This window comes from Paenibacillus sp. JDR-2, from assembly GCF_000023585.1.
Lineage (GTDB): Bacteria > Bacillota > Bacilli > Paenibacillales > Paenibacillaceae > Pristimantibacillus.
On record NC_012914.1, the window covers coordinates 3,715,145 to 3,740,714 of the forward strand.

22 protein-coding genes are annotated in these 25,570 nt (G+C 47.5%); 18 read left to right on the top strand and 4 right to left on the bottom strand.

Annotated features, from left to right (window positions below):
- Nucleotides 1-180 precede the first annotated feature (180 nt).
- Complete coding sequence (gene msrA, locus PJDR2_RS16410) at nt 181-1,137, top strand: peptide-methionine (S)-S-oxide reductase MsrA (RefSeq protein WP_015844832.1); 957 nt, start codon at nt 181-183, stop codon at nt 1,135-1,137.
- A gap of 65 nt (nt 1,138-1,202) precedes the next feature.
- Here msrA and PJDR2_RS16415 read toward each other — a convergent pair whose 3' ends face one another.
- Nucleotides 1,203-2,228, bottom strand: a complete 1,026-nt coding sequence (locus PJDR2_RS16415) for a tRNA dihydrouridine synthase (RefSeq protein ID WP_015844833.1) — start codon at nt 2,226-2,228, stop codon at nt 1,203-1,205.
- A 277-nt stretch (nt 2,229-2,505) separates the two neighbouring features.
- Here PJDR2_RS16415 and PJDR2_RS16420 point away from each other — a divergent pair, with 277 nt between their 5' ends.
- Nucleotides 2,506-3,879, top strand: a complete 1,374-nt coding sequence (locus PJDR2_RS16420; protein WP_015844834.1) for an FAD-dependent oxidoreductase — start codon at nt 2,506-2,508, stop codon at nt 3,877-3,879.
- A 95-nt stretch (nt 3,880-3,974) separates the two neighbouring features.
- Here PJDR2_RS16420 and PJDR2_RS16425 read toward each other — a convergent pair whose 3' ends face one another.
- Nucleotides 3,975-4,862: a LysR family transcriptional regulator gene (locus PJDR2_RS16425; RefSeq protein WP_015844835.1), complete on the bottom strand. Its 888-nt coding sequence runs from the start codon at nt 4,860-4,862 to the stop codon at nt 3,975-3,977.
- A gap of 122 nt (nt 4,863-4,984) precedes the next feature.
- On the opposite strand from PJDR2_RS16425, the gene PJDR2_RS16430 reads away from it, so the two are divergent.
- From PJDR2_RS16430 to PJDR2_RS16445, 4 genes are all read left to right on the top strand, one after another.
- Nucleotides 4,985-6,247, top strand: coding sequence for an amidohydrolase (locus tag PJDR2_RS16430; protein ID WP_015844836.1), 1,263 nt, complete (start codon nt 4,985-4,987; stop codon nt 6,245-6,247).
- Between the two features lie 4 nt (nt 6,248-6,251).
- Nucleotides 6,252-7,490: an amidohydrolase family protein gene (locus PJDR2_RS16435; RefSeq protein ID WP_015844837.1), complete on the top strand. Its 1,239-nt coding sequence runs from the start codon at nt 6,252-6,254 to the stop codon at nt 7,488-7,490.
- Nucleotides 7,491-8,243: 753 nt separating this feature from the next.
- Nucleotides 8,244-8,966, top strand: a complete 723-nt coding sequence (locus PJDR2_RS16440) for an aspartate/glutamate racemase family protein (RefSeq protein WP_015844838.1) — start codon at nt 8,244-8,246, stop codon at nt 8,964-8,966.
- A gap of 74 nt (nt 8,967-9,040) precedes the next feature.
- Nucleotides 9,041-9,742: a response regulator transcription factor gene (locus PJDR2_RS16445; protein WP_041613481.1), complete on the top strand. Its 702-nt coding sequence runs from the start codon at nt 9,041-9,043 to the stop codon at nt 9,740-9,742.
- A 17-nt stretch (nt 9,743-9,759) separates the two neighbouring features.
- On the opposite strand, the gene PJDR2_RS16450 is transcribed toward PJDR2_RS16445, so the two are convergent.
- Nucleotides 9,760-10,506, bottom strand: coding sequence for an aspartate/glutamate racemase family protein (locus PJDR2_RS16450; RefSeq protein WP_265525054.1), 747 nt, complete (start codon nt 10,504-10,506; stop codon nt 9,760-9,762).
- A gap of 148 nt (nt 10,507-10,654) precedes the next feature.
- Here PJDR2_RS16450 and PJDR2_RS16455 point away from each other — a divergent pair, with 148 nt between their 5' ends.
- The 9 genes from PJDR2_RS16455 (at nt 10,655) to PJDR2_RS16490 (ending at nt 19,887) form a co-directional block, all read left to right on the top strand.
- Complete coding sequence (locus PJDR2_RS16455) at nt 10,655-11,578, top strand: transglutaminase domain-containing protein (RefSeq protein ID WP_015844841.1); 924 nt, start codon at nt 10,655-10,657, stop codon at nt 11,576-11,578.
- Nucleotides 11,579-11,596: 18 nt separating this feature from the next.
- Nucleotides 11,597-13,114 carry an amino acid adenylation domain-containing protein gene (locus PJDR2_RS16460; RefSeq protein WP_015844842.1) on the top strand — a complete coding sequence of 506 codons (1,518 nt, stop codon included), beginning with the start codon at nt 11,597-11,599 and terminating at the stop codon, nt 13,112-13,114.
- A gap of 4 nt (nt 13,115-13,118) precedes the next feature.
- A complete protein-coding gene (locus PJDR2_RS16465; RefSeq protein WP_015844843.1) occupies nt 13,119-13,349 on the top strand; it encodes a phosphopantetheine-binding protein in 231 nt (76 codons plus the stop codon).
- Between the two features lie 9 nt (nt 13,350-13,358).
- Entirely contained in the window at nt 13,359-14,951 is a 1,593-nt protein-coding gene (locus PJDR2_RS16470) for an MBOAT family O-acyltransferase (RefSeq protein ID WP_015844844.1), read from the top strand.
- 15 nt (nt 14,952-14,966) lie between these two features.
- Nucleotides 14,967-16,046, top strand: a complete 1,080-nt coding sequence (locus PJDR2_RS16475) for an SGNH/GDSL hydrolase family protein (RefSeq protein ID WP_041613483.1) — start codon at nt 14,967-14,969, stop codon at nt 16,044-16,046.
- Nucleotides 16,047-16,072: 26 nt separating this feature from the next.
- Nucleotides 16,073-16,642, top strand: a complete 570-nt coding sequence (locus tag PJDR2_RS16480; RefSeq protein WP_015844846.1) for a hypothetical protein — start codon at nt 16,073-16,075, stop codon at nt 16,640-16,642.
- A 905-nt stretch (nt 16,643-17,547) separates the two neighbouring features.
- The gene (locus tag PJDR2_RS32490; protein ID WP_015844847.1) at nt 17,548-17,709 is read left to right on the top strand and encodes an aspartyl-phosphate phosphatase Spo0E family protein; all 162 of its coding nucleotides are present in this window, start codon (nt 17,548-17,550) and stop codon (nt 17,707-17,709) included.
- A gap of 140 nt (nt 17,710-17,849) precedes the next feature.
- On the top strand, nt 17,850-18,596 hold the full coding sequence (locus PJDR2_RS16485) for an AAC(3) family N-acetyltransferase (protein ID WP_015844848.1): 747 nt from the start codon (nt 17,850-17,852) through the stop codon (nt 18,594-18,596).
- Between the two features lie 523 nt (nt 18,597-19,119).
- A complete protein-coding gene (locus PJDR2_RS16490) occupies nt 19,120-19,887 on the top strand; it encodes a nucleotidyltransferase (RefSeq protein WP_015844849.1) in 768 nt (255 codons plus the stop codon).
- Between the two features lie 157 nt (nt 19,888-20,044).
- On the opposite strand, the gene PJDR2_RS16495 is transcribed toward PJDR2_RS16490, so the two are convergent.
- Entirely contained in the window at nt 20,045-20,731 is a 687-nt protein-coding gene (locus tag PJDR2_RS16495) for an MBL fold metallo-hydrolase (RefSeq protein WP_015844850.1), read from the bottom strand.
- Between the two features lie 424 nt (nt 20,732-21,155).
- Between PJDR2_RS16495 and PJDR2_RS16500 the strand changes: the two genes are divergently transcribed.
- The 3 genes from PJDR2_RS16500 (at nt 21,156) to PJDR2_RS16510 (ending at nt 25,569) form a co-directional block, all read left to right on the top strand.
- Entirely contained in the window at nt 21,156-22,184 is a 1,029-nt protein-coding gene (locus tag PJDR2_RS16500) for a LacI family DNA-binding transcriptional regulator (protein ID WP_015844851.1), read from the top strand.
- Between the two features lie 2 nt (nt 22,185-22,186).
- Complete coding sequence (locus PJDR2_RS16505) at nt 22,187-24,463, top strand: helix-turn-helix domain-containing protein (RefSeq protein WP_015844852.1); 2,277 nt, start codon at nt 22,187-22,189, stop codon at nt 24,461-24,463.
- Between the two features lie 284 nt (nt 24,464-24,747).
- Complete coding sequence (locus PJDR2_RS16510) at nt 24,748-25,569, top strand: ABC transporter permease (protein ID WP_015844853.1); 822 nt, start codon at nt 24,748-24,750, stop codon at nt 25,567-25,569.
- Nucleotide 25,570 lies beyond the last annotated feature (1 nt).

The window sequence follows — 25,570 nt, forward strand, 5'->3', positions numbered from 1 at the left end:
AGACTTTCAATCATTCTAAGTAATAACAAAGCAGCCGGCGTATAACGTTCGGTTGCTTTTTTTAATATGAGGCACGGCAGGTTTGGTTTTAAATGGACAAGAACTTGATCCCCTTCCCCACAGGACATACAATGTGACTAATAGGAATGACAGAAATGGAAGTCTGGTGGTGTAGAAGTAATGGTTAACTCAAATCAGAGAACGGAGATGGCTACATTTGCGGGAGGCTGTTTCTGGTGCATGGTACAGCCGTTCGACAAACTTCCCGGGATTGATTCGGTCGTTTCCGGTTATACGGGCGGCCATACGATAAATCCGACCTACGAAGAAGTCGGTACGGAAACGACAGGTCATGTCGAAGCTGTTCAAATTACATTTCAGCCGGAGTTGTTTCCTTATGAGCGACTCCTTGATATCTATTGGCAGCTAATTGATCCCACTGATCATGGCGGACAATTTCTGGACCGTGGATCATCATACCGAACCGCGATATTTGTACATAACGAGGAACAGCGCAAGAAGGCAGAATCCTCTAAGCAAGCATTGCAGAAGAGCAAACGATTTAAGAAGCCTATCTTGACCGAGATCTTACCCGCGATGCCATTCTATCCTGCTGAGGATGAGCATCAGGATTATTACAATACGCACCGCAGATCCTACAATTTGTATCATGAAGGCAGCGGACGAAAAGAATTCTTCGAACGAAGTTGGAATACGATGAAAGACAAAGATCAACTGCGTCAGCAGTTAACGGAGCTGCAATATAACGTTACACAGAATAGGGATACAGAACCTGCGTTTCAGAACGCATATTGGAATAACGAACGCGAGGGGCTTTATGTCGATGTCATAAACGGCGATCCGTTGTTCAGCTCCAGGGACAAGTACGATGCCGGAACCGGCTGGCCGACCTTCTCAAAGCCAATCGAAGAGGGCTGGATTCGGAAAGAATCCGACCTAAGCAACGGTCAGGTGCGAACGGCGCTTCGCAGCCGCATATCCAAGTCGCATTTGGGTCACTTAGTCCAAGATCGTAACCAGCCTCAGTACCGCATCAATTCCGCTTCTTTACGCTTTATTCCGGTAGAGCAGTTTGAGACGGAAGGGTACGGCCGCTATATACCCTTTTTTACATAAATAAGAGACCTTTCAGGCGTTCATTGAACTTTTGAAAGGTCTCTTATTTTTTTGACGTACTCGTATTAATTCCGCAAACCATCCGGCGTTAAATCTAAATTTTGGGATCCTGGAAGGGATGCGTCAATCTGATCTAAGACAGCATTCACTAAACGACGAACTTCATCGGTTGACTTGGTTTCCATTAATTGAATTCTTAATTCATTTGCGCCTCTAAATCCACGAACATAGATTTTGAAAAAGCGAAGAAGCGGTTTAAATGAACGCGGCAGGACTTCCGTTGAATATTTATCGTGAAGATCCAATTGTAGTAGAAGTAATTGGAGAAAGTCCCTTGCACTATGTTCTTTTGGTTCTTTTTCAAAAGCGAATGGGTTGGTGAAGATACCGCGGCCAATCATGACGCCATCAACGCCGTATTGTTCCACTAATTTTAATCCTGTTGCGCGGTCGGGAATATCTCCGTTTATCGTTAATAGCGTGTTTGGAGCAATTTCATCGCGTAGTTTTTTTATTTCAGGAATTAGTTCCCAGTGCGCATCTACTTTGCTCATTTCTTTTTTTGTACGAAGATGAATAGAAAGATTGGCAATGTCTTGTTTCAAAATATGCGTCAACCAACCTCGCCACTCGTCAACTTCAGAGTAACCCAATCTTGTTTTGACACTAACTGGCAGTCCACCTGCCTTGGCTGCTTGAATAATGGCTGCCGCAGCTTCAGGATGCCGTATTAATCCAGCACCTTTTCCATTGGAAGCGACGTTTTGTACAGGGCACCCCATGTTTATATCGATACCGCGAAAACCAAGCTTTTTCATATCAATACTCATCTGCTCAAACAATTCCGGCTTATTGCCCCAAAGATGAGCAACGATCGGTTGCTCATCTTCCGTGAACGTCAACCGTCCGCGGGTACTTTCTATTCCTGCAGGGTTGCAATAACTATCGGTACTCGTAAATTCCGTGAAAAATACGTCTGGTTTAGCAGCTGTACTAACCACGTGACGAAATACAACGTCTGTGACATCTTCCATTGGAGCTAATATAAAAAATGGCTGGGGTAAATCAAGCCAAAAATTTTCGTTACTCATATAATCTCCTTCTTTTGCAGCAATTAAAATGATTAGGCTATTGTAAACTCGTTTACCCATCATACATAGTATCATTTTTTTTCGTTTAATGCACAAAAACAACTGTGATTGTTGATCAGCGATGATTTCTTTTTTAGTTTCTGGCTTATTTACAAAGGGTCATTAGCATAAATGCATAGGCATGGGAATCAGAGGGAAGCTATTGGAGTAAAAAACCATAATATGAATGCGCATGGATACTTCAATAACGAATTAAGCTGCGGGGGTTTAAACGAATATGATCAATCAGCAAACGGATGCATTAATTATCGGTTTTGGCAAAGGCGGTAAAACCTTAGCTCCTTTTCTGGCTAAGCAAGGATGGAAAGTGACCGTTGTAGAACAGTCGCCAGCCATGTATGGCGGTACCTGTATTAATATTGCCTGTATACCAACTAAAGCTTTGGTGCAGGCAGCTGAAGAAGCAACAAAAAAAGGGTTGGATTTTGAGTCTAAGGCAAAAGAGTTTGAGGAAGCATGGAAATCGAAAGAAGAACTCGTTGCTTTTCTTAGAAGCAAAAATCACGATAATCTGATCAGTCACCCCGGGGTAAAGTTGATTACCGGAAAAGCCTCTTTTATTTCGCCACATGAAGTTACGGTGGAGAAACAGGGAGAGGAATCGATTGTCATACAGGCTAAGCAGATCTTTATAAATACGGGGGCAGTACCCTTTATGCCAGACCTGCCGGTTGAGAGCAACCATATTTATAACAGTACATCGCTTCTGAGTTGTAACGTCCTACCTCGGCGTCTGGCGATTGTGGGGAGCGGTTTTATCGGGTTAGAATTCGCGTCGATATACGCTAACTTCGGATCGGAAGTTACCGTGATCGAGAGAGGGGAAGAAATCTTAAAACAAGAGGATCATGATCTTCGCGAGGAAGTTCAAAGAGTCCTTGAGTCGAAAGGGATCCGGTTCATATTCTCAAGCAAAGTTCAGAGGATACAAGACATTGGAGATGACACGATTATTACGATTCAAAAGTCTGATGGCAGTATGCAACAGCTTGAAGTCGATGCTGTTCTCTTCGCGACCGGCCGAAAACCCTACACAGAGGGCCTAATGCTCGAAAAAGCAGGAATACAAAGCACGGAGAAAGGTTTTATTGCCGTAGATGATGCCTTGCGCACAAACGTTCCTCATATACGGGCAATTGGAGATATTAATGGAGGGCCGCAATTTACTTACATTTCATTGGATGATTATCGAATCATTCGAAGTCAATTGTTCGGTGACAAATCGCGTACTCGGAAAGATCGCAAAAACGTACCTATTTCCGTATTTATTACGCCTGTACTCGCGAAAGTCGGCCTTACCGAAGCGGAGGCTCTTAAGGCAGGGTATCGTATTAAGGTAGGCAAGTTGCCTGCAACGGCTTCCCCTCGCGCACGAATTTTAAAGCAAACGAACGGTTTTTTTAAAACCATCATTGATGAAGACACGGGACTAATATTAGGGTGCGTATTTTTTGGTGCTGAAGCGGCAGAGCTCATTAATTTAATTGCGCTTGCGATGGATACCGATCAAACCTTTAGGGACCTAAGGGACCGAATATATACGCATCCCAGCATGTCAGAAATTTTTAACGATTTATTCTCGCAAATTTAGTTTTGTTGCCATGCATGACTTTCACTTTAAAGTGTCGCTAAGCATTAGTTATTATAGGTCAGCCGAATACTCGTACTACGTATCGGTCGGAATGGTCATAGCATCGTTCCGTCCTTTTGCAAGAACTGGATAAAGTTTTGTGCCGTCTTGGATAAAAGGTGATTCTTGAGCCATATTAATCCGACCGGGGCCGTCATTAGAGGCGCGCCGGTAATTTTGTGCGCATGAATTGCATATCCTTTGTATCTTTTAAGCAGCGTTTCCGGAACGATCGACGCGCTGAAGCCGGATGAAACTAAATCCATTAAGAGCGAAATGTCGGAACATTCGCCAACAATGTTGGGGTGCAAATGTAGGCGGGAAAATGCCTCCAAAATCAAATAATGCACGCCTAATCCCTGCGTGCTTGGCAGCAGGAGCGGATGGTTTTGAACGTCTGCAAGCGATACTTCATGTTCGAACCGTTTCTGTTTCTTTGACGTGATCAAATAAAACGGCTCGGCGTAGAGATGCAGCACCGAAAATTCATCCAGCCCGAGCGGCAATCGAATGAAGGCTAGTTCGACTTCGCGGTCTCTGACTAATCGACAGAGATGCGCGGACTCGTTTTGCTGTATTTTATAGGTGATCTTCGGGTATTGCCTCTGAAAATCGAGAAGGATCTCGGGCAAATCGGCAACCGAAAACGTATTAACGCCTATCGCCAGTCTGCCGTTCACCCCGTTTCCGACTTCCTTTACTTCCGCTTTCGCTTCTTCCATTAACTGATCCATTTGCAACGCATATTTATACAAGGCTTTTCCGGCTTCCGTAACTTCTAAATTCTTTCCGTTTCTTTCCACTAGCGTTGTCCCGAGCTCATCTTCCATTGCTTTCAAAAGTTGGCTTATTGGCGGTTGGGAGAGAAAGAGTCTTCGCGCGGCAGCTGATATGCTCCTTTCCTCCACAATCGCTATAAAATATCGAAGTTGTCTGATGTCCATGGACGAAACGGCTCCTTTCCCTATATGAAAAAGTTAAGTGAAACTAATTATATATATATTTTTCGTTTAGTTTTACTCATGGTAGCATATTTATATCAATCATTGTAGGAGGCGGTATTATCATGCATGAAACGTATTGGTTGAAGAATGTCCGTCTGGAAAACGGTCATTCGAAAGAAAATGGCTCCGTTACGGGAACGACCACTGGTTTATATGATTTGCTGATCGAGAACGGTACGATTGCCGAAATCAAAGCTGCAAGCAGCGAGATGCCGCACGGAGCAAACCCCGGCGGAACGGAATCGGCTAAAACGCTGCCCGTCCTTGACGCGCGCGGGCTGCTCGCTTTGCCGTCCTTCATCGAGAAGCATTGCCATCTGGACAAGACGCTGCTCGGCGACCGTTGGCGGCCGGTTCGTCCGGCGCCGACGATATTCGAACGTTTCGAAATCGAGAAGAACACGCTGCCAGACCTGGCGACATCGATGAAGCATCGAGCCGAGAAGCTGCTTGGCACGCTGCTTCGGGCAGGTTCGACGCATGTGCGCACGCATGTCGACATTTACTCCGAGGCCGGGCTTCGTCACTTGGAGGCCATTCAGGAAGCGATTGCCGCCTTCGAGGGCAAGCTGTCCGTCGAAATCGTCGCCTTTCCGCAGCATGGGCTTATCCGAACGCAATCCGCCGGGCTTGTCAGGGAGGCGCTGGCCCGGGGCTGCGGATTAATTGGCGGCGTGGATCCGGCGACCGTGGACGGCGACATGGAAAGATCGCTGCAGCAGATGATGGAGCTGGCTGTGGAAGCTGACGCGGATGTCGACTTGCATCTGCACGACGGGGGAAGCATCGGTCTTCAGACGATCAAACGGCTGGCGCAATTGACGGAGGAAGCCGGCTGGCAAGGCCGAGTATCGATCAGCCATGCCTTCGCACTGGGTGATATGGAAGGCCGGGAAGCGGACGAGACGGCGCAGCTGTTGGCTGAGCTCGGCATCACAATCATCACGAGCGTGCCGCTAGGTCGAACGATTCCGCCGGTTCCGTTCCTTCGCGCAAAAGGCGTGCCGGTAGCGGTCGGGTGCGACAATATTTTCGATTCGTGGTCGCCGTTCGGCAACGGAGACATTCTCGAGCGGGCTGGCCGCTTGGCGGAACGGTTTGGTTATAACACGGAGCAAACGCTGGCCGATACAATCGGTTTGATAACGGGAGGCCGGACGCCGCTTGATTCGGATGGGGGACAAGCATGGCCAAAGCCGGGGGACGAAGCAAGCATCGTTTTCGCGGAAGCGAGCTGCTCGGCGGAGGCCGTCGCCAGAAGAGCGAAACGCCCGGCAGTCATGTATAAAGGAACGATCGTTTCGGGATCTTTGGAGAGGGGGTGACGACATGAAACATTCGGCTTACTGGCTAGTCGACGTTCGCTTGGAGAGCGGCTACCGCTATGAAGACGATGCCATCGTCGGAACCGATACGGACATCTGTCATATCCGCGTGGAGGATGGCCGGATCGCGGCGATCATAGCCTCCGGTAATCGGCCAAGCGACGGGCTTCCGCAGCTTGATGCGGGCGGGCTCCTCTTGCTGCCTGCTTTCAAGGAAATGCACATCCATATCGATAAAACCTATTACGGCGGACCGTGGAAAGCGGTGCGGCCCGTATCCAGCATTTTCGGAAGGTTCGAAGAAGAACGCGAGCTGCTGCCGAAACTGCTGCCGACGGCTAGGCAGCGGGCGGAAAGCATGCTCGGCATGCTGCTTGGATTCGGATCTACCCATGTCCGGACCCACTGCAACATCGACCCGGTCGTCGGCATGAAAAACTTGGAAGCAACGATGCGGGCGTTTGAGACGTTCGCGGGCAAAATGACGCATGAAATCGTTGCGTTTCCTCAGCATGGACTACTTCGCTCCCATGCTATCGAGCTGGTGAGGGAAGCGATGAAGCAAGGTGCCACTCATGTCGGAGGAGTCGACCCGGCAACCGTCGACGAGAATATCGAGAAATCGCTGCAGACGATCATGGACATCGCCGTTCAAACGAATGCGGGCGTCGACATCCATATTCACGACCGCGGCGAGCCCGGCTTGACGACGATGCACCGGCTTGCGGATCTTACGGAGCAGGCGGGGTGGCAAGGCAAAGTAACCGTAAGCCATGCGTTCGGCTTTGCGGGCGCGAGCGAAGCCGCAGCTGAATTGGCGAAACGGTTTGCGGGACTAGGTATTTCCGTCACATCGACTGTACCGTTCGGCAACTTGATCATGCCGATTCCATTGCTGAAAGCTGAGGGAGTCAAAGTAGAATTAGGCAATGACAGCATCACCGATCATTGGTCGCCGTTCGGCATCGGGGATTGCCTGGAGAAGGCAGGCCTGCTCGCCGAGTTGTACCGTTTCGCCGACGAACGTTCGCTCGCGGAATCACTTGGCTTTATCACCGGGGGCACGATTCCGCTTGATGCCAATGGCAAGCGAGTATGGCCAGCGGTTGGCGATAAGGCCGACGCCGTCTTCGTGCAGGCCAGCTGCTCCTCGGAAGCGGTAGCGCGGCGGGCAAAGCGCGAGGCGGTATTATTCGGAGGCGCCGTCGTTTCCGGCTCGTTGAAGAGCCTGCTTGAACAGTAAACACCAGTATTCCTCGAAGAAGGCAGCCGGTCAGAACGACGGTTGCCTTCTTTAATTACGTGATGTCGGAGAACAAGAAGATCTATACAAAGCCATTTTTTGTCCATTTCTTACTTTGAGCGGCTCGTAATGAACCACAGCAACAAGGCGATTGCACTTACGCCTGCTCCAAGCCAACATACCCCGGTCCAACCGGCATGAGCGTATAGACTCGTAGCAGCAATCGAACCAATGGCACTGCCAATGGAATAGAAAAGAATGTATCTAGCTGTCTTATTTCAAGAAGCGATGAAAAGGGGACTCAAACCGGCGAACTTCATGCGGATATAAATGCCAAAGCTTTAGCTCAAAGTTTAGTCGTCTCATTAATCGGAATCACGGTTATGTTAAAGGCACGACCGGATCGATTGTTTATCGATAAATGCGATTCATGCAGCTATATCGCTGCTCTAAAAGTAGAGCGGAAATAGGAATTTGTGAGGTAGGCCGAAGAGGTGTAATAATCCCTATAATCCGTCTTTTCGAATTACTGAACCGTTTCGCGGAAATTACCGCGAAACGGTTTTTTAGTATCCGCAGAATTTTTATCCTTTGAGTATGTAGAGAGATTGATCATATGAATCTAAATGTTACAAATACGTTACATTTTGTATATATTTTCGAGATATGTTTTTTGCATGATTGCTTTAGCGCTATGAACTGAACGAAGTGAAATGGCGCGAAGATCTAATGCGGCTAAGTGGGTGAACGAAGATGGAACATGGGAGCTTAGGTGTTATTGGCGGAATGGGTCCCAAAGCTACCTCGGTTTTTTTTGAAAGAATAATAAACAAAACGAATGCGGATACGGATCAGAATCACATTAATATCGTTATTCTTAATCATACTAGTCTTCCTGACCGGACCGATGTTCTTCGAAAGAAGGAAGGGGATCTATTTTTAGATAAAATATCCAAAGATATGGCTCTCCTTCATGATGCCGGTGTATCCAATATTGCAATACCCTGTAACACAGCACACTGCTTTTATAACGAGATGCAGGAAATGACCACCATTCCGATTATAAATATGGTTAACGAGACACTTAAGCTTGTGGCGGATAAGTTTGGATCGGGCAGTAAAGTGGGGATTTTGGCGACTGATGGAACCTTGCATAACGGGATATACAGCGAAGAATGCGAGAATTTGAAACTCAAACTATACAAGCCGAATGAAGAAATACAGAAACGTATCATGAGTATCATTTATAAGAAACTGAAGAAAAATCAACATGTCAACCCGGCAGAAATCGAGGAGATCATAGAGAAGCTGCTGAGCGACTTCGGTTGCGACTGTGCCGTAATTGCGTGCACGGAATTATCAAGTATACCATTGCGGAAGAATATTAAAAGATATTGCATTGATGCTTTGGATGTACTCGTAGAGCAATCCATTCTTCGTTCAGGCAAAAGAGTTAAAGCTACTGATTTCGCATAATACCCGCATTACGGAAAGATATAACTCCTTCAAGCATTTAATGGAATCAAGAGTTTGTTCAAAAGGGGTTTATTATGATGAAAGTACTTGTTGTAGAAGACGACTTCAGCATTTCCAGTGCGATAACTTACGCGCTTGAGCGAGAGGGTTACACGGTCAGAACCGCTGCTGACGGGGAGAAAGCTCTAGAAAAAGCAGAAGTATTTAAACCCGACGTAATTATTCTTGATATTATGATGCCTAAAATGAACGGATACGAGGTTTTCCGCAAGCTTAATCAGAAAGAACGGCCGGGAGTGCTTTTGCTGACCGTGAAAAACGATATCGTTGACAAGGTACTTGGCTTGGAATTAGGTGCGGATGATTATATGACCAAACCTTTTGATATTCGGGAGGTGCTGGCCCGAGTAAAGGTACTGTACCGTAGGAGTCATTTTACAACTTTCAAGAATAGTGAAATTGAGAAAGTAACTACTGAGATGGGTGGTTTATCGATTGAACCGTATAGTCGGACGGTTAGGATGGATGGTCAAGAACTAGACTTGACGCTAAAAGAGTTTGATTTACTTGTTGAGCTTGCATGTAATCCTGATCAGGTGTACTCCAGAAAGGTACTGCTGAAGAAGGTATGGGATATTCATTATGCCGGGGGAACCAGAACGGTTGACATACATATCCAAAGGCTCCGCAAGAAGCTGGGAAGATGGCACGGGCTCATTCAAACGATTAACGGAATTGGTTATAAGTTTATTTCTAAGCCACCAGATAATGAATGATTGGGGGGAAAAGGCCATTATTTTCTCGATTGACGCGGCTTTATCTTTAGGGAGGGCTTGATCGTACCGCCGGACAACGTAATGGACCGATTCACGAGCACGTCCAAGGCGTCGATATAGTAAGGCCGCACGGATTCGCCTAATTCTATGCAAGATAATTCCGTGCACGCGAGAACGACGCCGTCGCATTTTTCCCGCTGGAGCATTTCCGTCATTATACCTTCGAGCACACGAGAATCCGAATGTCCGGTTTTTTTGATATCTTCATAGATGATGCTCATTATGCTTTGTTGCATGCTTGGACTCGGGATGAACGGCTCAAGGCCGTATTGCCGCAGGACATCCGAGTAGATATCGGTTTGAATGGTGGCGTCGGTCGCGAGAATGCCGATCTTACGATTCGCTTTATGTTTCGCGAGCAGTTCTTCGACCGTTTCTCTTACCATGTTGACGATCGGAATAGCCGTCATGGCTTGAATGTCGTCGAAGAAACGGTGCGCCGTATTGCAAGGCATCACGATGTTCGATACTTCCGCATGCTCGAGCAGCGCGATGTCCGCTTGAATCAGCCGAAGGAATTGCTGATCTTTCCGCTCAAGGATCGAACTCGTTCTGTCCGGCAATGACGCATGATTCAAAATAATCATGTCGATATGGTCCTGATCCGCTTCCGCTTCGGTGAATGCAATAACTCTATCGAAAAAAACGGATGTCGCCTTTGGTCCCGTCCCGCCGATCACGCCTAATTGGGATCTTCTCATCATCTTTTTCATGTATTAATACTATGAGAATTCGGTCAATAATTTTCATTTAAATGAAAAATTTTGAATCCCGAAATCCGGTTTTGGCTATAGTAAAGTGAACACTGAATTGAAATTATTCGTAAAGTTTCAACAGAAATGGGGTTGCCGCATGCGCACTAAACGAACTAGACGCGCTAGACGTAACAAGGCCATCTTAGGATTTTTCTTCATTTTTATTGCCGCATTGGTTATATGGACCTCGATCGACAGCATATCGGCGGATACCAATTCCGCAGCCGAGCCCACTGCCGCACCGACTGCCACGTCGGCTGCCACGCCGGACACCAAGGCTGATACGGAGCCGCCCAAAATTACGGGAGTCAAAAATTTAACCGTCTTTATCGGAGACCGCGTTTCCTACAAAACCGGCGTAACCGTTAAGGATAATCACGATACGAACGTCGCTTTGCTTGTAGACACGGGTGGCGTCAACCTAAAGAAAGCCGGCGTTTACAACATTACGTATATGGCCAAGGATGCCGCAGGCAACGTTGCCCAAGCGGAGGCAGCCGTAACGGTTAAGGTAAAGCCTGCGAGCCCCCTCAACGATGACGAACTGAATAAACTGGCGGATACCATACTTGCCAAGATTGTGACGAAAGACATGACGGATGTCGACAAATTATGGGCAATCTTCAAATGGACGAAATACAACATCGGCTATGTCGACAGTTCCAGCCACACCGATTGGCGGAAAGGCGCGCTTCAAGGGTTTAAACAAGGTACGGGCGACTGCTTCGTCTACTATGCCACCGCTAGAATGCTGATGGAGAGAAGCGGCTTCGAAACGCAAACCGTGATCCGGGACAAAGGCAGAAAAACGAAACATTACTGGAGCCTAGTCAAAGTCGAAGGCGCCTGGTATCACTTCGATACCACTCCCACGATCAAAAAGAATACGACTTTCCTTCTAACGGACGCAGAACTGGCGTTATTCAATAAGCAATTTAAGAACTACTACCTATTCGATAAAACCAAACATCCGGCAACGCCGACCAAACCGCTCAAAGAAAGAAGCAATTATCTTAAATAAGGAGGGGAAGGTCTGCCTATGCAGTTCAACGTCATGGAGTATTTAGAGCACACGGTACGAAGAGTACCGGACAAAATAGCTTACGCGAACGACGAATTCGGCCTTACGTTCCAGGAAGTGTACGGGCAGTCCAGAGCGATCGGCACGTTTCTGAACAGTCACCATTTGCAAAAGCAGCCGATCGTCGTATTCATGAACAGGAGTTCGAAAGCAATCGCGGCTTATTACGGCGTTATCTACAGTGGCAATTTCTACGTGCCGCTCGACGACGAGATGCCCCGCACCCGCATCGAGACGATCGTTCGGAAGATAAACCCCAGCGCGATCATCTGCGACGAGTGGACGATGGAAACCTCCAATGCCATCGGCTTTCAAGGGAACGTTCATCTGTTCGATGACCTGATTCAAGGTCCTGTCGACGACGAGGCATTAACCCGAATACGCCTTTCCGCCTTGGACACGGATCCGTTGTACGTCGTCTTCACGTCCGGCTCGACGGGCGTACCGAAAGGCGTCATCGCCAATCATCGATCGGTCATCGATTATATCGAAAACTTATCCGACGTGCTCTCGCTGAGCGAAGACACGGTATTCGGGAACCAGACGCCGCTGTATCTCGATGCTTGTTTTAAAGAACTATTCCCGACCCTGAAGTTCGGAGCGACGACGTATATTATCCCGAAAAGCCTGTTTATGTTCCCGCTCAAATTGGTGGAATTCCTGAACGAGTATCGCATAAACACCGTATGCTGGGTCGTATCGGCGTTAACGATGATCTCTTCCTTCAAAGTGCTGGACAAGCTGGTTCCGCAATTTCTGCATACCGTCGCGTTCGGCAGCGAAGTATTCCCGGTGAAACAATTCAATCTGTGGAGAAGCGCGTTGCCTAACGCGGAGTTCGTAAACTTATACGGCCCTACCGAAGCGACCGGCATGTCGTGTTACTACAAGGTGGAACGGGCGTTCGAGGAACACGAGATTTTACCGATCGGCAGACCGTTTCGGAATACCGAAATCCTCTTGATTGGTTCGGACGATCGCGAAGCCGCTCCCGGGGAAGCCGGAGAAATTTGCATTCGGGGCACTTGCCTGACGATCGGTTATTACGGGGATTTCGCTAAAACGAACGAAGTTTTCGTACAAAATCCATTGAACGCCCTGTATCCCGAACTGATCTACCGGACGGGGGATATGGGCAAATACAACGAGCATGGCGAGCTGATGTTCGTCTCTCGCAAAGATTACCAGATCAAGCATATGGGGTATCGCATCGAGCTCGGAGAAATCGAGGCGAACGTCAATCGGCTGGAAGGCATCAAGAGCGCTTGCTGCGTTTACGACAAAACCACGGAGAAGATCGTTTTATTCTTCGTAGGCGAAACGAACGCCAGATCGATTGTCAAGGAACTGAAGCTGCTGCTTCCAAAGTATATGATTCCTAACCGGATTGAGCGGTTAGACGCGATGCCGCTCACAACCAACGGAAAAATCGATCGCGTGCACCTCAAAGAAGCTTGCGTCAAGAAGGGGAGTTAAGCACATGGATGATTTATTGAAAATATTGGAAGATATGCACCCTGACATCGATTTTCGTCAATGCGATACGTTAATCAAGGATAAAATGTTGGATTCGTTCGACATCGTCACGCTGCTTGCGGAAATCGACGGCGAATTCGGCGTGACGATTCCCGTGGAGGAAATCACGCCGGATAACTTCAATTCCGCTCAGGCTTTATACGCGTTAATCATCAGACTATCCGACGATTTATAGGGGGAGACCATGCTTTTCACCTCATACGGTTTCATTCTCTTTCTCGTTGCCTTGTTCGTCGTTTATTATATCATTCCGAGAAAGTACCAGTGGGTATTGCTTCTCTGTGCCAGCTATTTGTTCTATGCGTTATCCGGGCTTCAATTTCTTGCTTATATCGCGGCGACGACGGTTTGCGTTTATTATGCCGGACGCCGAATCGGCGACTTGGCGCTGACCGAATCCGCGTATCTGCGGGAACATAAACAGAAATTGACCAAGCCCGAGATCAACGAATACAAATCCAAGATGAAAGCAAGAAAACGAATCCCGATGCTGCTCGCCTTGTTCGTGGCTTTGGGCATTCTTGCTTTCGTCAAATACACCGATTTCGCGATCGCGAACATCAATCTCATCGCCAGGGCTTTCGGAAGCGAAGGCGGCATTTCCTTCTGGACGATCGCCGTTCCGCTCGGCATTTCCTTCTATACGTTCAAGAGCGCGGCTTACCTGATCGACGTCTACAGGGGTAAATTTCCGCCGGAGTGCAATCTGTTTAAGTTCGCGCTGTTCGTTTCCTTTTTCCCCGAAGTCATACAAGGACCGATCAGCCGATTCGATCAATTGGGCAAGACGTTGTACGGCCCGCACGACTTCGACGGCCGCAACGTAAAGTTCGGCTTGCAGCGAATCGCATGGGGATTTTTCAAAAAGCTGGTCATCGCCGATCAAATGATGGTCGCCGTTCGAACGATTTTCGACGATCCCGATCACTATAATGGTGCTTACGTTTTGGTTGGCATGTTGTTATACGCGTTTCAACTGTTGGCCGACTTTTCCGGCGGTATCGATATTACGATCGGGATTGCCCAGGTGCTCGGCGTCAAGGTTCAGGAAAATTTCCTAAGACCGTATTTCGCCAAGTCGATCACGGATTACTGGCGCAGATGGCATATTTCGATGGGCGCTTGGTTCCGGGATTACGTCTTCTTCCCGATGTCCGTCTCGAAGCCGATGCTTGCCCTGTCGAAATTCTCCCGCAGGCGGTTCGGCAACGCGATCGGCAAGCGCGCGCCCGTGTATCTAGCGACTTTAACGACCTGGTTCGCCACCGGCATCTGGCACGGCTCCAGTTGGAACTATATCGCATGGGGACTGGCCAACGGCGTCATCATTCTTATCTCGCAAGAACTGGAACCGTTCTACGATTGGTTCCATGGAAAGTTCCATGTGAAGCATACGTTCGGATTCCGCTCTTTCCAAGTCGTGCGGACGCTGCTGCTGATGAGCTCGATTCGGCTGTTCGACTGTTACATGGACGTGCCGCTGACGTTCAGGATGTTCGGGTCCATGTTCACGACCTTTAATTATCGAGTCTTATTCGACGGTTCGTTGTTTCATCTGGGCATCTCTTTTAGTCACTACGTCTTGATCCTGTCGAGCCTAACGGTCGTCGGAATCGTCAGCTTGCTTCAAAGAAGCGGAAGCGTGAGGGAGAAGATAGAGGCGCAGCCGATTGCCCTAAGGTATTCGCTTTACGGCATGCTGATCCTCTCGATCCTCGTCTTCGGCGCTTACGGCGTCGGTTATGACGCGAAGCAATTCATCTATAATCAGTTCTGATTTCAAAGGAGGGATGTGGGGACATTGGTACGGAAGAAGCTAATAATCGGAGCTGCCGCGATCGTTCTATTGCTAGGCTCGTTGTATGTGCTGCAACGCCTGCTTATGCCCAAATACGTATCCGGCATCGTCGAGGGTTCGCTCATCGGCGAATACTACAAAGAGAAACGCAAGGATTTCGACGTTATATTCCTCGGGGACTGCGAAGTGTACGAGAATTTCTCGCCGGTTACGCTGTGGGAGAAATTCGGGATTACGAGCTATATCCGAGGCAGCGCGCAACAGTTGATCTGGCAGTCGTACTATTTGCTGGAAGAGACGCTGAAATACGAGAAGCCGAAAGTCGTCGTCTTTAACGTTCTCGCCATGCAGTACAATGAACCGCAAAAAGAAGAATATAACCGCATGACGCTGGACGGGATGAAGCTCTCGGCAACCAAGCTGAAGAGCATTCAAGCGTCCATGATGAAAAGCGAGCATCTCGTCGATTACCTTGCGCCCTTATTGCGTTTTCATTCCAGATGGGATCAATTAAGCGAAGACGACTTCACGAACTTATTCGGCAAGGAGAAGTTGTTCCACAATGGGTATTATATGAGAGTAGACGTGAAGCCGGCGGGGAGAGTTCCGAGAGCTCCGAGGCTGCCCGATTACCGATTCGGTTCCAACGCCTATAGTTACTTGGATCGATTGACGGAATTGTGCAAGGAAAACGGAATCCAACTCGTATTGGTCAAAGCGCCGACGATCTACCCGCATTGGTACGACGAGTGGGATACCCAGATGGAGCAGTACGCCGCGGCCCACGATTTAACCTACATCAATTTTCTCAAGCACATGGACGACGCCGGAATCGACCTGCAGACGGATACATATGACGCGGGCTTGCACTTGAACGTATACGGAGCGGAAAAGCTGGCTGCGTACTTCGGAGCATTCCTGGCGGATTCGTATCGTCTGCAAGATCATCGTACGGACGATACGTGGACCGGGATCTGGCAAAAGAAAATCGATTTTTACGATCGGATGAAGCAGGATCAATTGGACGAGCTCGCCAAATACGGATACCTGAAACGCTATAAAGCCGAAACGTGATAAGAATGGAAGAAGGAGTGTTTACGTTGAAAAAAGCAAGTATAGGGCTGATCGCCCTCTTATTGGTGCTATCCGGTTGCGGGAACAAAATGACGGAGGAGGGATCCACGTCGCCTAGCGCGTTGACGCAGACGGAAGGAGCCTCTACTTCGCCAGCTGCTTCGACCCCGGCTTCCGGGACGCCTGAACATGCAAGCGGCGACGGCTTCGTGTTTGAGGCAGGCGGCATCCCGATTCCGATGCATGCCGAAGCGGCGCCGATCTTGAAGCAATTGGGAAAACCGCAAAGTTATTTCGAATCGCAAGCCTGCGCTTTCCCGGGACTCAATAAAATTTACCAATACAGCAGCTTCGACGTGTATGCCTACGAGAAGGACGGCGTCGATTATATCGCGTCCGTCATTCTGTTCGACGATACGGTGGCCACTAAGGAGGGCGTTAGCTTATTCAACAAGAAAAGCGATGTGATCAAAGCCTACGGCGACAAGTTCACCAACAATTTGAATTTGTACGTCTATGACCAAGGCAAGTCCCAATTGCGGTTCGTCATCGAAAACGATCAAGTAACCTCGATCGAGTATTTGGCCAAAATTTGATCAGAAACTTATCCATGAGTAAAGACGCCATCGGGGCGGGAGTCCCCCCCTCCCTCGGGTGGCGTCTTTATTAAAGGAGTGCCCAGAGGCACGCCTCTTCTAATAGGCTGCCATCTAAGAACAGAGGGATAATATCTAATTTCTCAATCACAGGAAGCATTGACCCATGCACGTCATTAATCGCTTCTTGGCTGCTCAAATGTTGTGAATTTTCTAAGCTTAACTATGAAAAATGGGAAGTCCAAAGTAATGGTGAAGGATTTGAAGAAGGCGCAGACTATGCAATTAAAGTAGTTCATGAACAAAGTCAAGTATGTCAAAAATACCGCGGGGCAACTCCACAATTTCCGATTTTCAATCAAATGATGGTTATTTCTAAAGGTATTTATAAGGGATTAGCGGTCGATGCAGTGAGGTATCCATATTACCAAGTAGCATTTAGGAGACCAGAAATAATCAAATATTTTGCTTTACCATACGGTTATAGATTTTATAAAACTGATAACGAACAAGATATTTGGTTCGATGAAGATTCATTAGAATAACCTTTCTTCTCGTTATACAACAAATAATAATCTTTGGTATATTTCAAAAGGTATTAAAGGTGCGTCAATTACCTATCACTGGGTATTACTATTTGTTCGGGTCAAAGGGGCTTAGTTGTTCTACAGTAAACCATTGCTGGTCCTTACCTATTATCAACGAATGGAAAGAACTGGACTCCTGTATTAACGCAGAATGTATCTCAACTGCCAAGTGGATCCCAAAAGTATTCGTTTACACCGTTCTCGGCAAGATAGGTTAAAGTTACTGGAACAAATCTAAGGCCAAATCCCAATGATAATAATGCCTATCGAGTACAATCGGCAAAAATCGAAATTTATAAAATAAATAGCGGGGGGTTTATGACTAAGAAGCAAATTGTAGACTCAATTGAGTCTAAGCGAAGAGAGTTAAACGTGGTAAGTGAAAGGTTTGGCGTATCATCGGATATAGTGCTTAGAATTTCGCAGGAACTAGACGAAATATTAAATTGCTACCAATCATCATTATTTCATAACGAGTAGGCTATGCAACCTATTTATTGGATTCCATTAATAGATTTGTTAAACGTCCGACTTTTCGTTTACGGCAGATTCGTAAACATTGGCTCTAGATGTCGTTATTTGTGATAAAATCCTCCTATATGAATAAACGGAGGTACATTATGTTTACGAAGACTGATTTGATCGAGCATCTTCAAAATATCGGCGTTGACCCGCTCGGGACGTTGAAAATCCATATTTCGTACAAGGCAATCGGAGCGGTCGAGGATGGCGCGGAGACTGTGCTTGATGCGCTTAGTGACTACATGAAGGACGGGTTGCTCGTGCTGGGGGCGCATACGTGGCGCAATGTCGGGACTGACAATCCGGTCTGCGACAACCTGTATACGCCAACATGCATCGGGGCGCTGACCGAGCTTTTTCGCAAGCGTCCAGGAGTCGTGCGTTCTCTGCACCCGACTCACTCAGTGGCAGCCTTTGGTAAGGATGCCGAGTCCTTTATCGCGGGCGAGGAACATCTGCAAACCCCATGCGGAGTGGGCGGCACCTATCACAAACTTTGGCAGCGGGGTGCCCTGATCCTGTTGATCGGCGTTAATTTTAGTCGTAACACTTTCATTCATGGGGTCGAGGAATGGGATGGGGCAGTCGGAACGATTTCTGCCGAGAAAACTGACTTATACACGATCGGGCCCAAAGGTGACCGCCACTACACGCCACAGTTTCGCCACTGCGCACGGGTCGGATCCAATACATTCACGAAACTCGAACCTGAAGCACTTAGTACCGGCGTCATGACCCTCGGGAAATTCGGCAACGCAACGACCAGATTAATGGGCGCGAAGCAACTCCGGGCTATGGTTGCCAAACATCTGAAGCAGGACCCGAACTATCTGACCGACTATTAATATTTTTGCAATATATCTAAATTTACATGTTACAGATAAGATCGTACATTAAACCCTCAAACAAAAAACCATCATTCATAAATCGAATGATGGTTTTTTGTTTGAACCAGAACCCCTGAAGGACAAAATGATACGGAATTCGATTGTTATAAGCAACAATCGTTTCCATATCTTGAACAAGAAAATGTCGTTAAAATAACTGTATGCAGCAGCTCCGGTCGTTTCTACAACAATCGATCCTTTCAGAACCGACCAAAGACATCCCAGTTCATAATGCATTTGTACAGTATGGCCCTAATAGATTCCAGTCTGGACAGAGATCCCTACGAGGAAAGAGTATTATTTTTCACCAGTTATGTATGTACGGAGGTCACTAATTTGCTTAAAATGGAAATATTATCGAAATTCGTAAATAAGACGGTTATCGGACAGTTTGAAGACGAAAAATGATTGAAGATTATGAGCGATTGAAGATCAAAAGACAATAGAAGAAAGAAGATTTCGTAATTTAGGAGGAGTCTATATGATATTAGAAAAAGTTATAAATAGAATTGTAATACAAAGTGAATATAAGGATTTTGTTGATAAGTATATAGATAATATACTTTCTGAATTTAAAGGTAAGATTCATAGCATTTATATGTGTGGCTCGATTCCAAAAGGAACTGCTATACCTTTTAAGTCAGATGCAGACTTTACTATTGTATGTGTAAATCCCAAAGATATTGATTACGAAAGATTGACAAATATTAAAGATAGGCTTTTGGAAGAATATCCAGTAATAACTAAGATTGATACGATAATTTGCTCGATTGACGATGTATTAAGTAAACCAAATGAGTGGGGTTTTTGGGTTAAGATAATTTGTGTTTGCGTATATGGTCATGACGCTGGTGAAAAAGTACCACCCATAATTATTTCCCCAGAGTTCATTTTAGACTTAAATACAGAGACCAAGGAGGAAGTAGATCGTATGCATAGTTTACTTTCTAATGCTAGTGATAACACAATGAAAACTAGATATGTTAAAGGTTATTCTAAGAGATTAATTCGTGCATTATACTCTTTGGTTTTAGAAGAGACAGGTGTATGGCAAGATGACATTATTAAGATGAAGAATGCCATATTAAACTATTGTGAGATTGACTCCGCTTTAGTTGATTATCTGTATGCTTGTTACTTAGATAGTAATGTACTCGTTGAAGAGTTTCTGGGAATTGCAGATGAAGTATTTAGCTATTTTGAGAACGCCTTAAATGCAATGGCTGCTTCCAGAACTTCCTTCGGCTAACACCTATTGACGCTCCGGGGCACTCTTAGAAGCGAGTCAACGGTGGCAAGATTAAAAAGTTTAGCGATGCAATTGATTCGGCAATGAAAAGACAGCCTTCATTGCTGCTGAAGCTATGCAGCTGTCCTTTCGCCATGTTCACAAAGCCGGGGAGTGGCTACTCATTCTCGACCGGACCCGCGTCGAGAATAGCTTGCAGGCGATCCTGCAAGTTATCCATGCATTCACCGCCATGGTAGGCAATTATCTTGGAGAGATCCAGCGCTTGAAATTTAGCTATGGATTGCAGCGCTGTGACTTGATCCGGCGTATAGACTGGGCTATACGACTGCAGGATGCCGTCTTGTGCCCTTAATGCATCGCCGGCGATTAACGTCTTGCTTGGGATATGGTAGAAGGACGTGTGATCTGGCGTATGGCCTGGCGTAAACACCACGCGGATGCCGCCAGCGCAAGGCAGGATATCGCCGTCTTGCAAGGCGACGTCGACTTTGACCGGTGTTCTGACGAGCTTCTTGCTCTTGTCTAGGGGGATTTCCCCAGCCAAATAAGGGATAGCAGTTTCATGGGCAAGCACTTGAATCCGGTCGCCGAATGCTTGTACCAAATCGGGCAAGCTGCCGATATGATCCGAATCATGATGGCTAATAAGGAGTTTGGTTAGTTTCTCGAACGGAATTCCTGCTTCTTGGAACGCGGCGCGAATTAGCTCCATTTGACCAGGAAGCCCGGCATCGACGAGAACGATGTCTCGAGCGTCCCATAGGACGGTTAGAAAGAAAGGATTGTTGCGATTTTCCATGGTAAGTTGGATGGTCTTAATGCCTACGTCCGTTTGAGCCAAATCGACACCACCTTATAATTTTTATATCATCTAATTATTCCTCTATGTCCAAAGTAAATCAACCTCTTTCTGGCTGCAAGAAGAGAAAATCGAAATACTTGTATAATTAAGAGGAGGGCCGACAATTTCTTGGCCCTGTCCTTCTCAAGCCACAGATCATCAAACTTTAGAGCAATGTGCCTGGCTGCCTTTATCTGATGACATTGACAAGAATATATAGAGATACAAAGAAAGTCGCATAGCCTGCGGCTTTTTTAATTATGTCAGACAGACAGGATCTCTCTTCAATGTTTATATCGACTTTATTTTGTCTAGGAAAACAAATAGACAAGTGCTAAAATTTAGAAAAAAGAGGGTTCTTGGAACAGATTTAACGTTAAATCAATATTAAGGGTTTTAATAAATTAATAGGCAGGAGGAAACTATGGTTAAGTTAAAAGATATTGCAGAAAGGGCCGGAGTGTCTATGATGACAGTAACGCACGCTCTACGCGGAACGGGCCGCATGTCGGCGGAAACTCGCCTTTTAATTCGCGAAATCGCAGAAGCACTCCATTATTTGCCGAACGAAGTGGCGCGTGGCCTCCGCAAAAAGGAAACCCGGACCATAGCCTTTATCGTGCGCCATCTGAGCAACCCGCATTTTGCCTTAATGGCGGAAGCGGTTGAGGATGCCGCCTGGAGAGCCGGATACCGCGTCTATCTATGCCAGTCGGGCGACCGCCCGGAAAGGGAGGCGGAGTACGTCCGGACCGCGATTTCTTCCAAAGTCGATGGGATAGTAATGACGCCTGTACAGGAAAAAAACAATGAGCATCTGCATTTGCTGCGAAAGCAGGGCATTCCTTACGTAACGATTGGCCATAAACCCGATCCTGTGCAATTCCCAGGTGATCACGTCATTACAGACAACCGGCAAAAGGCAGCCGAGCTTGCAGCGCATATGCTGCGACAAGGCCACAAACGTATTGTCATTGCAGACAACCGGGGAAACTCCGTCACCTCGCAGCGGACCGAAGGCTTTGTTGAACAGCTGCGCCAGACCGGTTCCTTTGATGAACGCTTGCTTATACCGGAAACGAGCGGAAGACAGCTAATAGAGGATATACTGCGGCAAAGCAAGCCTTATCCGACCGCAATGCTTCTGACCCATCAGTTTGCTGCTATTGAAATCATCGAGGAACTCCACCGCCGCGGCATGCAGGTTCCTGATCACCTGTCGCTTGCCTGCTTTGACGACTTTCCGATGCTTGCCCGAATTCAGCCGCTTCTTACCGTCATGTCTCAGGACTCCGCGGGAATGGGCACGCGCGCCGTTGAGCTGCTGCTAAAGCGTATACGGGAGGGTATTCCCTCTGATTACGAAATGATCGTCGTGCCTGCCCAATTGATGGTACGCCAATCCTGCCGCTTGCCAATCAAGGAGCTGCAATCAGACAAGGAGGCGCATTAAAGGTGCGAACGTTCTTGAAACCGCATACAAAAATTTTGTTCAATAACCTGCTGCCTTTTTTGATCATTATGGTGCTGTCATCCGCGGTCGGTTATCTCATCTATCAAAAAACGTCCTCCGTTCTGGAGAATGAAACCAAGCAGTCCAATCAGGTATTGCTGCGGCAAAGCATGAACACGGTTGACAGCCAGCTCCGTTCGATTGATGGCATCATGCAAAAAATAGCCGAAGAGCCTGGAATTCAAAATTTGAACAGGTTTGATGATCCGTTGCAGAGCAAGCATCTGCTAAAGGTTCTCAGAGCGAAGGAACAACTGCAGGATTATTGGACGACAAATGACTACGTGCTTGATTTTTTTCTGTTTTTCCCCGGTAATGGGCTTGTATTGAACAACAACTTTGTAGGCAGCATGCCAAAATTCCAGCAGATTTTCTCCTATCCGGAGAACAAGGCTTTCTTGAACAAGCTTACGGAGAGCTATTATTTTCGCCAAACACTCCCCGTCTCAAAGGTCGTTCTCGAAGGCCGGACTTATACAGCACTAACCTACTTGCAATCTTTCGGGTATAAAGATTATTCCAGCGGAACAGCACTTATCCTCTTGCGGGAGGACAAGATCCAGCAACTCCTGCGCGGACTTAATATTGGCACCGGTTGGGCTTACATTGCGGATTCCGAGGGACGCCTGCTCTTGAGTCTGGATGGAGAAGGGAAGAAGAATATCGTTCCCTTGGCACTGCCTGCTTCCGACGGGGTACAGAAGGAGAAGATCGACGGAGAAGAAGTCATGGTTACTTACGTTACTTCTTCCTACAACGGCTGGGTATACGTCGCCGCGCAGCCGAAGGAAATTGTGCTGAACAAGATTGTCTATATCAAAGAAGTCAGCCTTACGATACTTGTTCTGTTTATTATTACGGCAGCGCTAATCGCGCTGCAATTCGCCTATCGCAGCAGTAAGCCCGTACACGGATTGATGAATGCCATTGCCAAGCATGCCCCTGAGCCGTTTCGCGTGAAAGGTCATACGCTTGGAGCTATTCAACGGGCCGTCTCCAGTCTGATTGATACCCATGAAGAGATGGAAGTGCGAATACGCCAGCAGCTTCCTCTCTTGCGCGCTTCGTTTTTTGACCGGCTGCTGCGCGGTCAATTCGCTTCCGAGGACGAAATAAACGCTCTCCTGAGCGGGCTCAAGCTCGACTGGGGAGAAGCAGGCTTCAATCTAGCGGTACTGCTGGCCTTGTCCACTGAATTCGAAGAGAACGACCATAGCGATGTAAGCCGGCTGAATGAGAGGAAAGCGATTATCCGCGATTATTTGCAGCGCGAAACGCACACCTTCTGTTACGTACACGAAACGGATGATGCCCGACTCGCGCTAATGCTACATTTCAACGAGGAGGATAAGGAAGCGCTCGCTGCTAGGGTGAATGAATTGCTGCACCGGGTGCAGGCGGAGCTGAAGGATAAATTCGGCATCCGTACGCTTCTTACAGCTGGGAGCTTCTGTAGGCAGCGCATGGATCTTGCAAGGTCCTTCCGGGAAGCTCGGCGGGCGGCTGTCGGCGGCGGAGACAACGGCGTCATGTGGTATCAGGATATGTCCATTCCAAGCCATGTGTATTATTATCCGGATAATGTCGAGGCAAGACTGTTTCATTTAGTCAAATCAAGCAATGAAAAAGAGCTGGAGCTGTTGCTTGACGAACTAGAGCGGGAAAATTTCGGAAGCCGCGCATTGCCGGAATATTTGCTGCAGATATTTGCCATGGATTTTACGGGCAGCGTGCTTAAGCTTTCCGAGTCTGCCGAGGTTATTGGCCTCGAGAGACTGAGTCGAGAATTAGTCCACGAGGAATGGAACGGTAATCCCAAGCGTCAATTTCTGGCCCTGCGCAGGCTGCTGCTTCGAAGCTGCCGCCTAACCCGCGAGCATAAGCAGCAGCGGCAGCAGCAGGATTTCGAGCAATACCTGCGTGTTGTGGACGAGCAGTATACCGATCCGCAAATGTCTCTGACCTATTTGACCGAGTGCTTTAACGTGACCGAAACTTATATGTCGCGAAGATTTAAGGAATACGCCGGAATTAATTTTTTCGATTATCTGGAGAGCAAGCGAATCGAGAGCTCCAAGCATCTGTTGACGGAAAAGAAACTGACAATTGGAGAGATCGCCGTGTCCGTCGGATATCATTCCGCCAATACGTTTGGCAGGGCATTTAAGCGCGTCACCGGCCTCACTCCCAACGCTTACCGCGAACAACAAGGCTTGTAATGACGGTTTAGATGCAATAGATGCAATATTTGAAACGCTTGCAATTCTTGTGCTGCACACCTAGGTTCAAGAATTGCAGGCTTCGTCAAACCATCCTCTTTACCGCAATATCCCTCCCCAGCTATAGTAAGCCCAAGTCCTGGCCAGGCAAGAAAAGCAAATGACGAAGGGAGGCGGGTAACACGAGCTGGAACGGTTCCTTCAAACGAGTACTCAGAGGCTGGCAGCTGTATACGCTGCTTCTGCTACCTCTGGCGTATCTGATCGTATTTCGGTATTTTCCGTTGTACGGAGCCCAGATTGCCTTTAAAAACTACAACCTGATCAAAGGCATTTCCGGCAGCGAATGGGTCGGCTTAAAGTATTTCAACCAGTTCTTCAACTCTTACGAGTTCTGGAGAATCATGAGCAACACGCTTGGCCTCAGTCTGTACCATCTGCTTGTCAGCTTTCCGTTTCCAATCATACTGGCATTGAGCTTGAATTACGTCGTAAACGCCCGTTTCAAAAATTTGGTGCAAATGGTCACTTATGCACCCCATTTCATTTCCGTAGTTGTCATGGTCGGCATTATTATGCAATTTCTCTCCCCAAAGACCGGACCCATTGGCGCATTGCTTAGTCTGCTCGGAGTTGACGCGCAACTACCGAATCTGATGGGAGAGCCTTCAGCCTTCAAGAGCATTTACGTCTGGTCGGATGTGTGGCAGCATACGGGTTTTTCTTGCATCATCTATCTGGCTGCCCTGTCGGGGATCGATCCGGCTCTGCACGAGGCGGCCGTCATGGACGGAGCAAGCAAGCTGAAGCGGATGCGGCATATCGATTTGCCCGGCATATTGCCGATGGCAATGATTCTACTGATTTTGGAGACAGGCCGGGTGTTTGATCTGGGCTTCGAGAAAGTGTTGCTGCTGCAGAATCCACTGAACCTTAGAACGTCCGAAATCATTGATACCTACGTGTATAACATGGGTCTAAAATCCATGATTCCGAACTTTTCCTATGCGTCCGCCATCGGGCTGTTCAAAAATGTACTCGCTTTCATTCTGATCATAACCGTTAATCGGATTTCCAAAAAAGCGGGGCAATCAAGCTTATGGTAGA